Below are 15,456 nucleotides of genomic sequence, written 5' to 3' on the forward strand. Positions count from 1 at the left end.
TTGAGCTATGTATAGTTGGTCAACAATGCCTAAATTTCCAATAGTTAAATTAAAAGTAAATATCGGGCATATGAAGGGTTTTGAAATTGGCTTAGTAGAGGATAACAAGATCTAAGCCTGTATCGGCAAAATGAATGTCATTGATAAGAAGTGTATAAAATATTCTTTTTTATAAACAAGTCAACCATTATTTTGGAGCATTTTAATTAAAATTTTAATTTTTTTTGGTTGAATTTTGCCTTGGGCATATTGTAGTATATTAAGTTGGGTAAATCTAGTACCAAAAGTTAAAAAAATATACTTTTTTAAGTCCTTTTTGTTATGAATTGTTTCAAGCCATGCTAATGAGCAATAATTAAATTAAAATCAGTCTCTTAACTGAAACAAATCAATCGACTCCATTTTCATATCTTAATTTCTTAAATCATAAGCCATCAGATCAGCAGTTAGAGCCTGGCTTATGAATGACAGATTGATGCATTAGCACAAAACCCCACATCAACCCTATTCATTTTAATAGGGTGTTTATTCTTATCATCCTAATTCCCTTAAGATTTAAGCATAAAAAATAGATGGTTTTTAAGCCAGTAACTCATTGTTGATGACTATTATAAAAGGCTTCTCACTCATCAGTAAATATTATGATACATATTGCTACATCTGTGTTAAACTTAAGTCATTATCTGTGCTTATTTTTGGAGTTATTATGAGCAGTCTTACCTCAGATCAAGTCGCCCTTCAGCTCGAGGGCTTGCCAGGATGGTCACTTGATGGTCATAGCCTGGTAAAAACCTTTCATTTTGAAAGCTTTGCCGACGCCATCAGCTTTATGGTGCGTGTGGCATTTTATGCTGAGATACTTGAGCATTATCCAGTTTGGCAAAATGACTACACCGCACTTTCTGTGCGTATCGGTGCCGCAGATCAGCGCGCTGTCCAAAGCCGCGATGTACAGCTTGCCAAGCGAATGCAAAGCGCCTTATCCGCTAATCCTGTCTGATTGACACCCATTCAAAGCAATGATCCTGAGCCGTCATTGCTTTTTTATTGTCAATCTTGCTATCATAGCCGATAAATTTTGACCAAAGTATGTTATGACAACACAGATTGACACTCGTTCGGTGAGTGATTTTACCGAATATGCCTACCTAAACTATGCCATGTATGTGATCATGGATCGTGCCCTGCCGCACATCGCCGATGGGCTCAAACCCGTGCAGCGGCGCATCGTCTATGCCATGAGCGAGCTTGGGCTCAAGCATACCGCCAAGCCCAAAAAAAGCGCACGAACGGTTGGTGATGTTTTGGGTAAGTATCATCCGCACGGCGACAGTGCTTGCTATGAAGCGATGGTACTGATGGCGCAGCCTTTTAGCTATCGCTATCCGCTGATCAGCGGTCAAGGCAACTGGGGTTCGCCTGATGACCCCAAGTCGTTTGCAGCGATGCGCTATACCGAAGCTAAGATGAGTCATTACGCCAACACGCTATTAAGCGAGCTTGAGCAGGGCACAGTGGATTGGCAGGATAATTTTGATGGCTCACTGTCAGAACCTGTCACCCTACCTGCACGCCTGCCCAACATCTTATTAAATGGTACGACAGGCATCGCAGTCGGTATGGCGACAGACATTCCGCCGCATAATTTGAACGAAGTGGTCAAAGCCTGCGTGCGTTTACTAAAAAATCCTGACTTATCCGTTAAGCAGCTTGCACAGACCTTGCCTGCCCCTGATCTGCCGACCACAGCTGAGATCATCACACCCAAAGATGAGCTGATCGCCTTATACGAAACTGGCAAGGGCAGCTATAAAATGCGCGCCACTTACCAAATTGACCCAAAACAAAAAAACTGGATCATTGTCAATGCTCTGCCTTATCAAGTCTCAGGCAATAAAATCGTCGAACAAATCGCCAAACTGATGACCGACAAAAAACTGCCGTGGGTTACCGAGATTCGCGATGAGTCGGACAATAATAACCCCTGCCGTATCGTGATTGAGCTTAAAAAAGGCAAGCTTGACAGTGATACAATCATGAGTCATCTGTTTGCCAATACCGATCTTGAGACGAGCTATCGAGTCAATATGAACATGATCGGCGTCAACGGCAAGCCTGAAGTCAAAAACCTAAAAACCATCCTAACCGAATGGCTGTCGGTGCGTAGAAGCGTGGTGACTCGCCGCCTAGAGCACCGCTTAGATAAAATTGATCAGCGGCTACATATCTTGGCAGGCTTATTAATTGCGTATTTAAATATCGATGAAGTGATTCGCATCATTCGTGAAGAAGATGATCCAAGGCTTGAGCTGATGACGCGTTTTGGGCTGACCCAAATTCAAGCTGATGCAATTTTAGACATCAGATTGCGTCAGCTTGCCAAACTCGAAGAAATCGAACTCAATGCTGAGCGTGATCGCCTAGACGCCGAGCGTGCGCTGATCAGTGAGCAGCTGAATAACCCCGATGCGCTCACCAAGCTACTCATCGACGAGCTGACAGCGGATGCCAAAGAGCATGGCGATGCTCGCCGCTCGCCTGTGGTTGAGCGTGAAGAAGCAAGCAGTCTAAAAGCGGTGGACTTGATTGCCAGTGAGCCGATCACCGCCATCTTATCTCAAGCAGGATGGATTCGTGCTGCCAAAGGTCATCACACAGACCCTGCCGAGATGAATTACCGTGCAGGCGACGGCTACCTGACCCATGCGCTTGGCAAATCCACTGATCGGCTTATTTTGATTGATAATACTGGTCGCAGTTATGGGCTTGATAGCGTGCATCTGCCTTCGGCGCGTACCCAAGGCGACCCAATCACCAGTTTATTGAACTTGCCTGCAGGTGCAAAGATAGATCAGCTGCACTTTAGTCATGATCAAAATATTTTGATGGCAAGCAGTGCAGGCTATGGATTTATCAATCAGTTAAGTAATTTGGACACTGCCCAAAAAGCAGGTAAAGCCAGTATCAATCTTGGCGAGGGGGCGCTGCTGCCCATTGTGCCGATGGCAGATGATGATACTTTGGTGGCGGTCAGTCTGTCTAATGGTAATTTACTGGTGTTTGGGCGTGATGAGCTGCCCACGCTCGCCAAAGGCAAAGGCAATAAACTTGCCAATCTAAAACAAGGCGAAACCATCACAGCCATCACTGCTCTGTCTGACTCTGACAGCTTGGTCATCACCGCAGGCAAGCGGACTTTGACGCTCAAGCCCAGCGATGTTGCCAATTATATCACTCGCCGTGCCAGCCGTGGTAGCGCCTTACCAAAAGGTTTTGGCAAAGTATCGCAGATGGCAAAGCTTCAAAAAGACAGCGAATAGTCCCATTTGGCACCGCTTAACTTTCCCGTATTGCACTTAGGCGGTGCTCATCACCAACAAGGATCATTTCACCTTTTGAAAGACAAAAAGGCAAAATTCGCCCTGCACCGAAAAACGCTCCAAGCTTTCAAGCATGGCACGGCGATCAGCTTTTGCCTTATAGGCATAAGGTGTCATGGCGATTAGCTGTTTGAGTGCGGTATTATCAAGCTGCATCGGCGCGATGATGTGCGCTTGATCGATGAGCTCAAACTCAGGCGCAAGTTTTTGGATGGATTTGGCAGGCTCATGCACGATGACCGTCCCAAAAAGCGCCTCTCGCATGGCATACAGATGATTAGGCGCCGCTGACGCCACCATCAGATAGCCACCATCACGGAGCACTCGCAGCATCTCATCTTTGGGCAGTGGGCTAAAAACACTGGTGCACAGATCCACCGATCCATCCGCCACAGGCAGCACAGCACCTGTGCCCACCACCCAAGTGATGCGATGGGCTTTGTCGGCTTTGGCAGCAGTTTGGATGGCAGATTTGGCAATATCCAGCCCAATGACCTGACCTGCCTCTTTGATCAGACCTTGGGTGTAATACCCTTCACCGCAGCCGATATCAAGGGCGGTATTTGGATTGAGCTTTTTTGCCATCTGTGAGATCGCATCTTTGAGCGGCTGATAATATCCTGCCGATAAAAACGCTCGCCTTGCCTGTACTGCTTCGGGCGTATCGCCAGGATTTTTACTTTTTTTATGTTGGACGACGTGCAGATTGACGTAGCCTTCTTTGGCGACATCAAAACTGTGCTGATTGGCACATTGGTAGGTTTTATTTGTAAGATTTAGCGGCAGATGACAAATTGGACAAATAAGCATAGCATTGAGAATTGAGGAATGTGGCAGATAGTTTAACACAGTTATCAATAAACAAAAGGCTTAAGCGACTTGGGATTAATGCGCTTAATCTTAAGGGGTTATTTTTTACCTGCCAAAATACCACTGACAATCACAAGCACAATGCCAATAATCGCCATCATCGGCAAAATCTCATCAAAAAACACCACGCCATACAGTGTGGAGAGCACGACAACCAAATAGCCAAGCGCCGATACCATGAATTTGCGTCCGACCTTATAAGCGTGCGTCATCGCCAGCTGACCACCCATGGCTGACAGACCGATACCAAATAAATACGGCAGCATCTGAGCCTGTATGGGCGTCCAGCCCACGATGGTACTGGCGATCGCTGAGATGATCGTTGCAAGTAAAGAAAAATAAAACACGATGCGCCATGACGGCTCACCCAAAAGTGACAGCTCACGCACCTGCAAATACGCATAGCCTGCGATCGCACCACTGGCAAGTCCGACCAAAGTCGGTATCAACCCATGTCCAAGAATACTTGGGCGCAAAATCAGCATGATACCAAAAAGCCCGAGCAGCAGCGCAAACCAAGTCAGGCGGCTGGGCATTTGTTTTAAGAGGATCACTGAAAAAATCGCCAAAAATATCGCTGATGTATGGCTAAATGTGATGGCAGTCGCCAGCGGCAGGTGCACCAGACCAAAAAAGAACATAAATAAGCTGATCGTGCCTGCCAATGAGCGCCAAAAATGCGCTTGTGGATAGCGTGTCGCAAATTGCCGCTTCATCAGCACGGCTTGGGCGCCCAAAACAGCCGCCGCAAATACAACGCGCCAAAACACCAGCTCGTACTCGTGCATCCCAAAGCGTGCGCCTGTCATCTTGACAAGCAGCCCCATGATACTAAAGCAGACAGCGCCTGCCACCATCCATAATGAGCCAGCAAATGAGCCTGTGTCAGTGTGGGGAGTTTTGGGCATGATATTCTTCGATGGATACAATTTGGGGTATTGTATCACAAGCTAGAAGAGTGCGAATTGATAAGATGTTAATTAGGCAGTCAAAAAAACAAAAACACTTTAGGCGTCAAGCAATCGTCTTAGCAGCTCAATTTCTTTGTCTTTTTGTTCAAGCAGTTGTTTTTGGTGGTTGATGATAAGTTGTAATTTTTCAACTTCTTGGGCGTTATCATAGTATTTATTGGCGTAATTACCGTGATTATCTCCAATAAGCAGTGAAAAATCACGCTCTTCTTTTAATAAATCTGCAATATCAATATTAAACACATTGGCGATATTTTGTAAATGCTCTACCGTAATTTTGCTCTCACCACGTTCTAATTTGCCATAGCCGTTTTTTGACATATTCAGCATTTCCGCCATTTGTTCTTGGCTTAAATCATTAAGTTTTCTTAATTTTTGCAAGTTGTCAGAAATTGCCATAAAAGTACCTTTTTGTGGGTTTTGATAACGGATTTGTGATAATTTGTGTCGGATTAGTTGGTTGATCTGCAAGTTATATTTGTTATTATATATTAAACAAATTCCATTTGTTTTTTAAACTTTCAAGGAGCTTTGTAATGAAAAAATCTTTATCCGCAATACTGTTCTCGGTAACTGCCGCAATCACTTGCTCAACTGCTTCAGCCAGTACCATGTGCCCAGATGGTTCTTATGTGTCGGGGACAAGATGTAATTAACACCAAATGGCACTTATGTTGGTAGTGGCAATGGTGATAACAGAATGACTATGTGTCCAGATGGTTCTTATGTTTCTGGAAATCGATGCAATTTAACTCCAAATGGCGGTTATATTGGTGGCAGAAGTTCAAGGAATATGAATTTATGTCCAGATGGATCTTATGTTTCAGGTAACTGTAAATTAACCCCAAGCGGTCGTTATGTTGGCGAATAAGAGGCTATTATGCTAAAAAATATTTTTGCATTAGTATTATTACCTGTTTTGATGGTAGGTTGTGCAACTGTTCCAACTTATACTGGAGCAATAGTAGAAAAAGCAAAAAGCTTTCAAAGTCCGACTAATGGCAATGCAGGTCTTTATGTCTATAGAGATTCAATGATTGGACAGGCTCTTAAAAAAGATGTTTGGGTTGATGGTGAATGCTTGGGAGAAACCGCACCCAATACTTTCTTTTATACAGAAATTACTGGTAATAAAAATCATCGAATCTCAACTGAATCTGAATTTGGTAATAATCACTTGGATTTATACACAAATGCCAATCAAAATTATTTTGTTAAGCAATCTATTAAAATGGGTGTCTTTTCAGGTGGTGCAAAATTAAAAATTGTACCAAGTGATGAAGCAATGCAGGACATTACAAAGCTAAAAATGATACAAATAGGCAATTGTAGCAAAGCATTCAAATAAAAAAATAAAACCGCCTTTGGGCGGATTTATTTTTAAAAATCAATGCTCCCTTGTACTTCTAAACTCCACTTCTGGATATCGCTCTTGCATGAGCTGCAAGTTCACACGGCTGGGCGCCAGATAAGTCAGATAACCACCGCCGTCAATGGATAGCTGGTCGTGGGCTTTTTTCTTGAATTTTTCAAACGCCACTTTGTCATCACAATGCACCCACCGCACCGTGGCGATACTAATCGGCTCAAAGGTGCATTGCACTTTATATTCTTCTAATAGGCGATGTGCCACCACTTCAAATTGCAGCACGCCCACCGCGCCCAAAATCAAATCATTATTAATTTGGGGCATAAACACCTGCGTCGCCCCTTCTTCGGAGAGCTGCTGCAAGCCTTTTTGTAGCTGTTTGGATTTCATTGGGTCTTTTAAGACCACACGGCGAAACAGCTCAGGGGCAAAGTGTGGAATGCCAGTGAAATTCAAGGTCTCACCACTGGTAAAGCTGTCGCCAATTTGTATCGTGCCGTGATTGTGCAGACCAATGATATCGCCTGCATAAGCTTCGTCCAGCGTCTCACGGTCGCCCGCCAAAAACATCAATGCGTCCGATACTCGCACCTCTTTGCCAAGTCTGACATGATTCATCTTCATGCCCCGCTCGTATCTGCCCGAGCACACTCGCAAAAACGCCACACGGTCGCGGTGCTTAGGGTCCATGTTGGCTTGGATTTTAAAGACAAACCCTGTAAAATTTGGTTCATCTGCCTTGACAGTACGCTCTACTGCTGCATGGTCTTTGGGGGCTGGGGCGTATTGGGTGAGCACATCTAGTATCATGTTTACGCCAAAGTTGCCCAGTGCCGTGCCAAATAGCACAGGCGTTTGGCGACCTGCCAAAAACTCATCCACATCCCAATCGCCAAATGCCATTTCGGCAAGTTCCACATTTTCTAAAAATTCATCCCAAAGGATTTGCCCCAGTCGCTCTTTGATGTCATCATGGTCATAGCCGTCACGGCTTTCAATGTCAGTGATTTTTGAGCCAAAGCCTTTTTTATAAAAGTAGGTTTTGCCGTCCACAAAACTATACACCCCCACAAAATCCTGCCCCATACCAATGGGATAAGCAAAGGGCACACATTTGATTTTTAGGACACTTTCAATCTCATCAAGCAAAGCCAGCGGGTTTTGAATCTCACGGTCAAGCTTATTGACAAAGCTGATAATCGGCGTATCACGCATTCGGCACACGTCCATGAGCTTAATCGTCCGCTCTTCGACGCCCTTTGCACCGTCAATCACCATCAAGGCACTGTCCACGGCGGTCAGCGTGCGATAAGTATCTTCTGAAAAGTCGGCGTGCCCTGGGGTGTCTAGCAGATTTACCATGTGGTCTTTATAAGGAAACTGCATGACCGATGTGGTGATAGAAATCCCACGCTCTTGCTCCATACTCATCCAGTCGGACGTGGCGTGGCGGTCGGCTTTACGCCCACGCACTTCACCCGCCACTTGGATAGCCTGCCCCCACAGTAGTAGCTTTTCGGTCATGGTGGTTTTACCGGCGTCAGGGTGAGAGATAATGGCGAACGTGCGGCGAGAATTGATGTGGTCGTGAAAATCGGTCATAATCAGTCTATCAAAATAAAAAGGGGTATTTTAGCAGATTTTGGCTTACTTGAACATGATAATAATGATGCCAACGATGGGAGAATAGTTCATATATTCTAATCGTGTATAAAAATAAATTTAAGAATCTTAAGTTGATTTTGTTACAATTTGACACATATTACAAAAACTTATGTTGTAATTGGCTTATATAATACCGCAACTTTTTTATCATGTTTCATTGAAACTTAAGGTTATGTTATGAATAAATTTGCCCTTATCATCGCCGCCACTTTGGGTCTGTCTGCGTGCGTGGCGCCGATGGATGAGCCCAATGGCGCCGTCATTATCCCTGTGCCAGTAGGCGTGCCTGTCATTATCCACGACAAAACCGACATGACCAACAAAAAAGACACAGAAAAAAACAGCGTCCATGTGTGTAAAATCAAGGCATTCACAGACACTTTTACCGCTGAACATGAAAGCCGCGGTAAAGCACGCTTAGCTGCCAAGAAAAAATGCACCGCCGCTCATCATGAAATGTTTTGCCGCGATGACGACATCGAATGCACCGAGTATAAATAATCCTAAGTCAAAGCCCACCCAAGCGGTGGGCTTTTTGACATCTGATGCCCCAAGCGATGGTTTTTTGGTTATAATAGTTTAAATTCTCATTCAAATACGACCATGACAAATCTCATTTATCCAAACATCGCTGACATCCCAAACCTTGCCAAGCTACCGACCGATCACATTGACCGCTCAAGACCGCCTGTGATTTTGGTGGATGGCTCTTATTATCTGTTTCGCTGCTTTCATGGTCTGCCGCCCCTATCAAACTCCCAAGGACTGCCGACCAATGCCATTCGCGGCGTCCTAAATGCAATCAATAAACTCATCAAAAAATACAATCCTACCTACATGGCGGTTGCATTTGACACCAAAGCGCCCACTTTTCGCCATGATTTGTCCGAAGCTTATAAGGCGCATCGTCCGCCGATGGATGACGATTTGCGCGTGCAGATTCCTTATATCCATGACATGATCGAGAAACTGGGCATTCCACTTATCAAGATCGATGGCTTTGAAGCAGATGACATCATCGGCACACTCGCTCGCCAAGCCTGCCAAAATGGGTATCCTGTGGTCATCTCGACAGGCGATAAAGACATGGCGCAGCTGGTCAATGACTGTGTGATACTTGAAGACAGCTTTACTGGCAAACTAACCGATAAAGCTGGCGTGGTTGAGAAATTTGGTGTCACCAGTGAGCAGATCGCCGATTATCTGACCCTGATGGGCGATGCGTCCGATGGCATCTCTGGCATCCCCAAGGTCGGTCAAAAAACCGCCGCCAAACTGCTCAATGAATATCACGACATCGATGGCATCTTAGCCAATCTTGAGCACATCAAAGGCGCTGTCGGTAAAAGCATCGCTGACAATCAAGACGATATCCCGCTTAATCGCGTACTAGCCACCATCGTCACCAATCTTGAGCTTGCCATCGGTTTTGATGACATCGCACTTGATCACAGCCAAGCTGCCGAGCAAAAGCGCGCGCCTGCGTTATATACACTTTTTCAAGAATTAGAATTTAAAAAAGAAATCGCCGACGCCGCCAAGCTGCTGACTCAGTCCAATAATCAAGCAAACAAAAGCCTTCCGCCGACCGAAGATTTATCATCTGATGCTGACAGCGCCGATACACCAAGCGGCGTGTCAACACTGCCCGCAGGTGAATTGTCCTACCATACCATCACAACGAAAGCTGCCTTTGATCAGCTTGTAAACAAGTTAGCATCAGTGCCGTATTTTGCCATCGACACCGAGACCACTAACATTGACTGGCAACAAGCAAAGCTAGTGGGCATCTCGGTGAGCACTGCCAATTATGAAGGCTATTATATTCCTGTGGGGCATACAGAAGATTTTGATGTATTGATCGATGATCAGCTGCCAATTGATGAAGTGTTATCCGCTCTTAAGCCCATTTTAGAAAATCCAAACATCGGTAAAATCGGACAGCACTTAAAATATGATGCGCATATCTTCAAAAAATACGGCATCACCCTAAACCACTGGGCAATGGATACCATGCTTGCCAGTTATGTCATCAACGCCGCCGCGACACGGCATGGCATGGATGCTTTGGCGGAGCATTATTTGGGCATTCAGACCACTACTTTTGAACAAGTCGCAGGCAAAGGCGCCAAGCAGCTTAGCTTTGATAAAGTCGCCTTAGACGTGGCAAGTCGCTATGCGTGCGAAGATGCGGATGTCACCTTCCGATTGTTCAGTGTCTTTAGCGACTATCTAAGCCGTGATGACGCTGCCGCTAAGCTACTACATCAGCTTGAAATCCCCACCGCGCAGATTCTGACGCAAATGGAGCATGACGGGATTTTGATTGCCACAGATTTTTTGGGGCAACTATCAGGCGAATTTGACAAAAAAATCATGGCGCTTGAAATCGAAGCCGAGCGCATCGCAGGCGAGCAGTTTAATTTGGCAAGCCCAAAACAGCTTGGCGAGATTTTATTTGAAAAATTGGGCATCGCAGGTGGCAAAAAAACCAAAACAGGGCAATATTCCACATCAGAAGCCGTCTTATCAAAAATTGATCATCCGCTGATTGATGTGGTGCTTGAGCATCGCAGCTTATCGAAGCTCAAAAGCACCTATACCGATGCACTGGCAAAAGCCGCCGACAGCCAAGGGCGTGTGCACACCAGCTATCACCAAGCGCTCACCAGCACAGGTCGCCTGTCATCATCAGATCCAAATCTACAGAACATTCCCATTCGAACAGACACAGGGCGACTGATTCGTGAGGCGTTCGTTGCGCCGCCAGGTCGCGTGATTTTGGCAGCGGATTATTCACAAATCGAGCTTCGACTGATGGCGCATTTTAGTGGCGATGAAAGCTTGATCCGTGCTTTTAATCACAATTTGGACATTCACACCGCGACTGCAGCCGAAATCATGGGCAAAGACATCAGCGAAGTTACGCCAAGCGAGCGGCGCGCTGCCAAGGCGGTGAATTTTGGGCTATTGTATGGCATGAGCGCTTTTGGGCTTGCCAAGCAGCTTGGCGTTGATAGACCGGTTGCCCAAGAGTATATCAAGCGCTATTTTGCGCGCTACCCTGCCATCGCAGGCTATATGGAAAATACCAAAGCCATGGCAAAACAGCTGGGCTATGTACAGACGATTTTGGCGCGTAAGCTGTATTCGCCTGACATCCAAAGCAGCAATCGCATGGTCAAAGATGCTGCCGAGCGCGCAGCGATTAATGCCCCGTTGCAAGGCTCAGCAGCTGAGATTATCAAGCTTGCAATGATTGCCGTGGATGAAGTACTGCCAAAAGCGCACGCAAAACTGCTACTACAAGTTCACGATGAGCTGGTTTTTGAAGTTGATGCTGACAAGGCGGATGATATCGGCAAGCTGATCAAAACAGCGATGCAAAATGCCTTGACTGACACCGCCAAGCAGCTGGGCTGGGAAGTTGATTTTGCTGTGCCACTCGTGGTTGAAGTCGGTATTGGCGAGAATTGGGATCAGGCGCATTAAAGCGATTAGCTGAAAGACATACTGTGCGGCTCAATCAGTCGCATATTTTTTTAATTTTAATATGAGCCAAGGCAGGGTTTAATTTTAATCAACACAAAAACAACAAGCTGTACCGTCACCGATACAGCTTGCCATTTTCCATGATTTTACCACCGTAAAATCCGTATCCTTACCAACCTTCCATGAATAGCACTTCATCCTTGCCCTGCTCCATCAGGGTTTTCCTTTGCTATGGGTGTATTATGCAATAAAACCGTGATGATGAAAATACGCCAAAATCGTCAATATTTGTGCGATATTTCCTACAACTTTTATTTAAGGTCATTCTTCCACCCAAGCGCCTTGACGCCAAACGAGTGCAAAGCGTGTCGCCTTGCCGTCTTTTTCTGAGCCGATATATTGCTCTGAATTTTTGCGGCTCCATCGCAAGATCGTCGGATTACCTGCTTCATCTGCATCTGGCGCATCGAACAAATAATGGAATTTAGGCTCAAGCTGATCTTTGATCTCGCGCAGCTCGCTAAGCTTAGGCGGACGAGTTTCACGTACTTTGGGGAATTTGGATGCTGCCAAAAACAGCCCCGCCGCCCCTTCGCGCAGCACATAATGATCATCAAATTTTTGTGAGCGCAGATTAGGCATATCAATCGGCGTCATACGCGGCGGCGCAGCTTGACCATTTTTGAGCACTTTACGGGTATTATCACACTTTCTGCATGCAAAATATGCCCCAAATCGCCCCGTTTTCAGCTCCATTTGACCGTCACACTTATCACAATCAATGGTCGGTGCATCACTGGTCGCACCGCCTACTTCAAACACGCCTTTTTCAAGCACATAGCCATCGCAATCAGGATTATTACCACAGATATGCAGCTTAAGTCCGCCATCGACGATATAGCCATCCATCGCGGTATTGCATTTTGGGCAGCGTTTTTTCTCCATAAGTGCATTGACTTCGGCTGAATCATCATCGGCATCAAACTCAAATGCCGATACAGGCATCAGATTTTTGGTGCCCTTACAGCGCTCTTTGGGCGGTAGATTATAGCCAGTACAGCCCAAAAATACTCCCGTTGAGCCAGTGCGCACCTGCATAGGACGGCTGCACAAATCACAGTGAATATCAGGCACATTGGTCGGATCATTTGGGCGCATCCCATCAGAAGCTTTGGCGCTATCAAGCTTTTGCTTAAAGTCATGATAAAATTGATCCAATACCGCTTTCCAATCTTCATCACCGACCGCCACTTCATCAAGCTTATCTTCTAGCCCTGCGGTGAACGCATAATCCATCAGATCAGGAAAGCTCTCCACCAACCTTTCTGTGACAATGTCGCCCATTTTTTCGGCATATAGGCGTTTATTTTCAAGTCGCACATAGCCGCGCTCTTGGATGGTTGAGATGATTGACGCATAGGTGGACGGTCTGCCAATGCCACGGCTTTCAAGCTCCTTGACCAAGCTTGCTTCGCTGTAGCGAGCAGGTGGACTGGTAAAATGCTGCGTTGGCAAAATCTCAATCAGTGGCAGCTTTTCACCCACTTTGACAGCAGGCAATAAGACATCGTCAGTCTTAGCAGGAGGCTGCACGCGTGTATAACCATCAAACACCAATGTGCGCCCTTTGGCTTTTAATTCCACATCACCAGCGGTGACGATCAGATTCACTGACTGATAGCGAGCAGGCGTCATCTGACACGCCACAAACTGTCGCCAAATCAGTTCATACAGTCGCTGAGCATCACGCTCCATGGCGGTTAGCTGCGCTGATTTGACCGAAACATTTGAGGGGCGAATCGCTTCGTGCGCTTCTTGGGCGTTTTGTTTATTACCATAAAAATTAGGCTTTTGGGGCAAATAAGCGTCACCAAAATTCTCAGTGATATAATCCCGCACAGAGTTCAGGGCATCTTGACTCAAAAAGGTCGAGTCAGTACGCATATAAGTGATATGCCCTGCTTCGTATAGACGCTGCGCTAAGATCATCGTCTTTTTGACACTAAAGCCAAGACGCGTACTGGCAGCTTGCTGAAGCGTTGAGGTGATAAATGGCGCAGATGCCCGTGATTGAGTGGGCTTTTCTTCGATCGCCGAAACTATAAAATCTGATGAATCTAAAGCCAAGACCACTTCGTTAGCTTGATCTTTATTGCCAAGCTTGAGCGTTTTACCGCCGCGTTTTACCGCTTCAAGGTTCAGCGTCTCGCCTGCTGCGGTGTTATTGGTATGAATTTTCCAATATTCAACGGGCACAAAGGCGCGGATCTCACGCTCACGCTCCACCACCAAGCGCGTCGCCACGCTTTGTACGCGCCCTGCTGATAATCCGCGCGCGATCTTCGCCCACAGTAGCGGCGACACCATAAAGCCCACCACGCGATCCAAAAAGCGACGCGCCTGCTGCGCATTGACACGATCGATATTCAGTTGATCAGGATGCTCAAAGGCGGTTTGGATGGCGGACTTGGTAATTTCGTTAAATACCACGCGGCTGTATTTATCATCACTGCCACCGATGACTTCTTTTAAATGCCATGCGATTGCCTCACCTTCTCTATCCAAGTCGGTGGCGAGATAAATTTTATCAGCGTCTTTGGCAAGCGCTTTGAGTTCGCGGATGACTTTGGTTTTATTGGGTAGTACTTCATAGACAGCTGCCCAATCATGATCAGGATCAACACCCATGCGGCGAACGAGCGCCTTTTGGGCTTTTTCTTCACGAGACAGTCCTGCATCCTCGGTCTTATTGGCTTTGGATGTGCTGCCACTGACAGGCAGATCGCGCACATGACCGATACTTGAGCGCACCACATAATCCTTGCCCAAATATTTATTAATGGTTTTGGCTTTTGCAGGCGACTCCACAATCACTAAGGATTTGCCCTTAGCATTGGCTTTGGTCGATGCCGCCTCAGCTTTGGTGGTCGTTTTTTTAGAAGTTGCCATGATTATGCCTTTATTTAAATGTGATAAATGTCTGAAAAATCACCCCACATTCCTTTGGATGATTCTGTATCAATTTGCATTTATAGGGTGCAAATGTGGTTTTGTCAATCATTTTATAAAAATTTGCCCAAAGTTTTATCAAATGACCGATCACGATTATCAAGATGCCATATCGCCATCAATTAATTTCGCCCAAGCTATCAGCTGGGTTTTGATGTCATTTAGGTCAGCTTGGGCTTTTACTTTATCGAGCTTATAGGCTTTGTGGCTGTGCTGATATTTATCATCTAGCCAGTACAGCGAGATGTGATTTGCCTTGACCGACAATCCCAAAACTTGGGTCTTGATGTGATCGGGCAGATGTATGGGCTGCTCATCAAGGTGGCGCACCTGCGTTAGCATCTTTGGTGTATAAAACTGCTGCGGTATCAGCTGCCAACGATCTGCCATGACATGATATTGAGCCATTGGTAGCCGAAGATCTTCTATGATCACAGTGTACTGGGCAATCAAAGGTGTGTTGCCAGCTCTAGCATACACATCTTTTTTGGCAGGTTTGAGCGCATCATACCGATCTTTGAGCCAGACTGGGCAAGCAATGAGCTTAGGAAAAATGCCAAAACCACGTGCCATCAGCCGAAAATCAGCCACTCGCACTTCATTGGCATTGGGGCGCGCCGCCATAAAATTGCCCACCAAAAAACCAGCAACGACAAGCACAACAATAACAGCGATACTTCCGCTTGATAATGACATCACA

11 protein-coding genes are annotated in these 15,456 nt (G+C 45.9%); 5 read left to right on the forward strand and 6 right to left on the reverse strand.

Annotation, left to right across the window (positions count from 1 at the left end):
• Positions 1 to 706 precede the first annotated feature (706 nt).
• The gene (locus B0180_RS09370; RefSeq protein WP_078256671.1) at positions 707 to 1,000 is read left to right on the forward strand and encodes a 4a-hydroxytetrahydrobiopterin dehydratase; all 294 of its coding nucleotides are present in this window, start codon (positions 707 to 709) and stop codon (positions 998 to 1,000) included.
• Positions 1,001 to 1,094: 94 nt separating this feature from the next.
• Complete coding sequence (parC, locus tag B0180_RS09375) at positions 1,095 to 3,320, forward strand: DNA topoisomerase IV subunit A (protein WP_078256672.1); 2,226 nt, start codon at positions 1,095 to 1,097, stop codon at positions 3,318 to 3,320.
• A gap of 63 nt (positions 3,321 to 3,383) precedes the next feature.
• Here the strand turns inward: parC and B0180_RS09380 are convergent, their stop codons facing one another.
• The 3 genes from B0180_RS09380 to B0180_RS09390 all read right to left on the reverse strand — a co-directional run bounded on the left by B0180_RS09380 (position 3,384) and on the right by B0180_RS09390 (position 5,620).
• Positions 3,384 to 4,190: a putative RNA methyltransferase gene (locus tag B0180_RS09380; protein ID WP_078256673.1), complete on the reverse strand. Its 807-nt coding sequence runs from the start codon at positions 4,188 to 4,190 to the stop codon at positions 3,384 to 3,386.
• 98 nt (positions 4,191 to 4,288) lie between these two features.
• Complete coding sequence (locus B0180_RS09385) at positions 4,289 to 5,158, reverse strand: DMT family transporter (RefSeq protein ID WP_078256674.1); 870 nt, start codon at positions 5,156 to 5,158, stop codon at positions 4,289 to 4,291.
• Between the two features lie 99 nt (positions 5,159 to 5,257).
• Positions 5,258 to 5,620, reverse strand: coding sequence for a helix-turn-helix domain-containing protein (locus B0180_RS09390; protein ID WP_078256675.1), 363 nt, complete (start codon positions 5,618 to 5,620; stop codon positions 5,258 to 5,260).
• 481 nt (positions 5,621 to 6,101) lie between these two features.
• Here B0180_RS09390 and B0180_RS09395 point away from each other — a divergent pair, with 481 nt between their 5' ends.
• Positions 6,102 to 6,569, forward strand: coding sequence for a DUF2846 domain-containing protein (locus B0180_RS09395; RefSeq protein WP_078256676.1), 468 nt, complete (start codon positions 6,102 to 6,104; stop codon positions 6,567 to 6,569).
• A gap of 39 nt (positions 6,570 to 6,608) precedes the next feature.
• Here B0180_RS09395 and B0180_RS09400 read toward each other — a convergent pair whose 3' ends face one another.
• A complete protein-coding gene (locus B0180_RS09400) occupies positions 6,609 to 8,192 on the reverse strand; it encodes a peptide chain release factor 3 (RefSeq protein ID WP_078256677.1) in 1,584 nt (527 codons plus the stop codon).
• Positions 8,193 to 8,432: 240 nt separating this feature from the next.
• Here B0180_RS09400 and B0180_RS09405 point away from each other — a divergent pair, with 240 nt between their 5' ends.
• Both B0180_RS09405 and polA read left to right on the forward strand, forming a co-directional pair.
• Positions 8,433 to 8,756 carry a hypothetical protein gene (locus tag B0180_RS09405; protein WP_078256678.1) on the forward strand — a complete coding sequence of 108 codons (324 nt, stop codon included), beginning with the start codon at positions 8,433 to 8,435 and terminating at the stop codon, positions 8,754 to 8,756.
• Positions 8,757 to 8,858: 102 nt separating this feature from the next.
• Positions 8,859 to 11,747 (forward strand): DNA polymerase I, encoded by a 2,889-nt coding sequence (polA, locus tag B0180_RS09410; RefSeq protein WP_078256679.1) that lies wholly within the window; start codon positions 8,859 to 8,861, stop codon positions 11,745 to 11,747.
• Between the two features lie 321 nt (positions 11,748 to 12,068).
• Here polA and topA read toward each other — a convergent pair whose 3' ends face one another.
• Together topA and B0180_RS09420 are read right to left on the reverse strand one after the other, a co-directional pair.
• On the reverse strand, positions 12,069 to 14,696 hold the full coding sequence (gene topA / locus B0180_RS09415) for a type I DNA topoisomerase (protein WP_078256680.1): 2,628 nt from the start codon (positions 14,694 to 14,696) through the stop codon (positions 12,069 to 12,071).
• A 159-nt stretch (positions 14,697 to 14,855) separates the two neighbouring features.
• Positions 14,856 to 15,452, reverse strand: coding sequence for a hypothetical protein (locus B0180_RS09420; protein WP_078256681.1), 597 nt, complete (start codon positions 15,450 to 15,452; stop codon positions 14,856 to 14,858).
• Between the last annotated feature and the right edge of the window lie 4 nt (positions 15,453 to 15,456).

The sequence above is a fragment of the Moraxella canis genome (assembly GCF_002014965.1).
In the GTDB taxonomy this organism is placed as follows: domain Bacteria; phylum Pseudomonadota; class Gammaproteobacteria; order Pseudomonadales; family Moraxellaceae; genus Moraxella; species Moraxella canis.

What these genes read in the sequence shown, in the direction of transcription:
- B0180_RS09370 (WP_078256671.1), top strand. Translation starts at nt 707, where the DNA reads ATGAGCAGTCTTACCTCAGATCAAGTCGCCCTTCAGCTCGAGGGCTTG.
- parC (WP_078256672.1), top strand. Translation starts at nt 1,095, where the DNA reads ATGACAACACAGATTGACACTCGTTCGGTGAGTGATTTTACCGAATAT.
- B0180_RS09380 (WP_078256673.1), bottom strand. Translation starts at nt 4,190, where the DNA reads ATGCTTATTTGTCCAATTTGTCATCTGCCGCTAAATCTTACAAATAAA.
- B0180_RS09385 (WP_078256674.1), bottom strand. Translation starts at nt 5,158, where the DNA reads ATGCCCAAAACTCCCCACACTGACACAGGCTCATTTGCTGGCTCATTA.
- B0180_RS09390 (WP_078256675.1), bottom strand. Translation starts at nt 5,620, where the DNA reads ATGGCAATTTCTGACAACTTGCAAAAATTAAGAAAACTTAATGATTTA.
- B0180_RS09395 (WP_078256676.1), top strand. Translation starts at nt 6,102, where the DNA reads ATGCTAAAAAATATTTTTGCATTAGTATTATTACCTGTTTTGATGGTA.
- B0180_RS09400 (WP_078256677.1), bottom strand. Translation starts at nt 8,192, where the DNA reads ATGACCGATTTTCACGACCACATCAATTCTCGCCGCACGTTCGCCATT.
- B0180_RS09405 (WP_078256678.1), top strand. Translation starts at nt 8,433, where the DNA reads ATGAATAAATTTGCCCTTATCATCGCCGCCACTTTGGGTCTGTCTGCG.
- polA (WP_078256679.1), top strand. Translation starts at nt 8,859, where the DNA reads ATGACAAATCTCATTTATCCAAACATCGCTGACATCCCAAACCTTGCC.
- topA (WP_078256680.1), bottom strand. Translation starts at nt 14,696, where the DNA reads ATGGCAACTTCTAAAAAAACGACCACCAAAGCTGAGGCGGCATCGACC.
- B0180_RS09420 (WP_078256681.1), bottom strand. Translation starts at nt 15,452, where the DNA reads ATGTCATTATCAAGCGGAAGTATCGCTGTTATTGTTGTGCTTGTCGTT.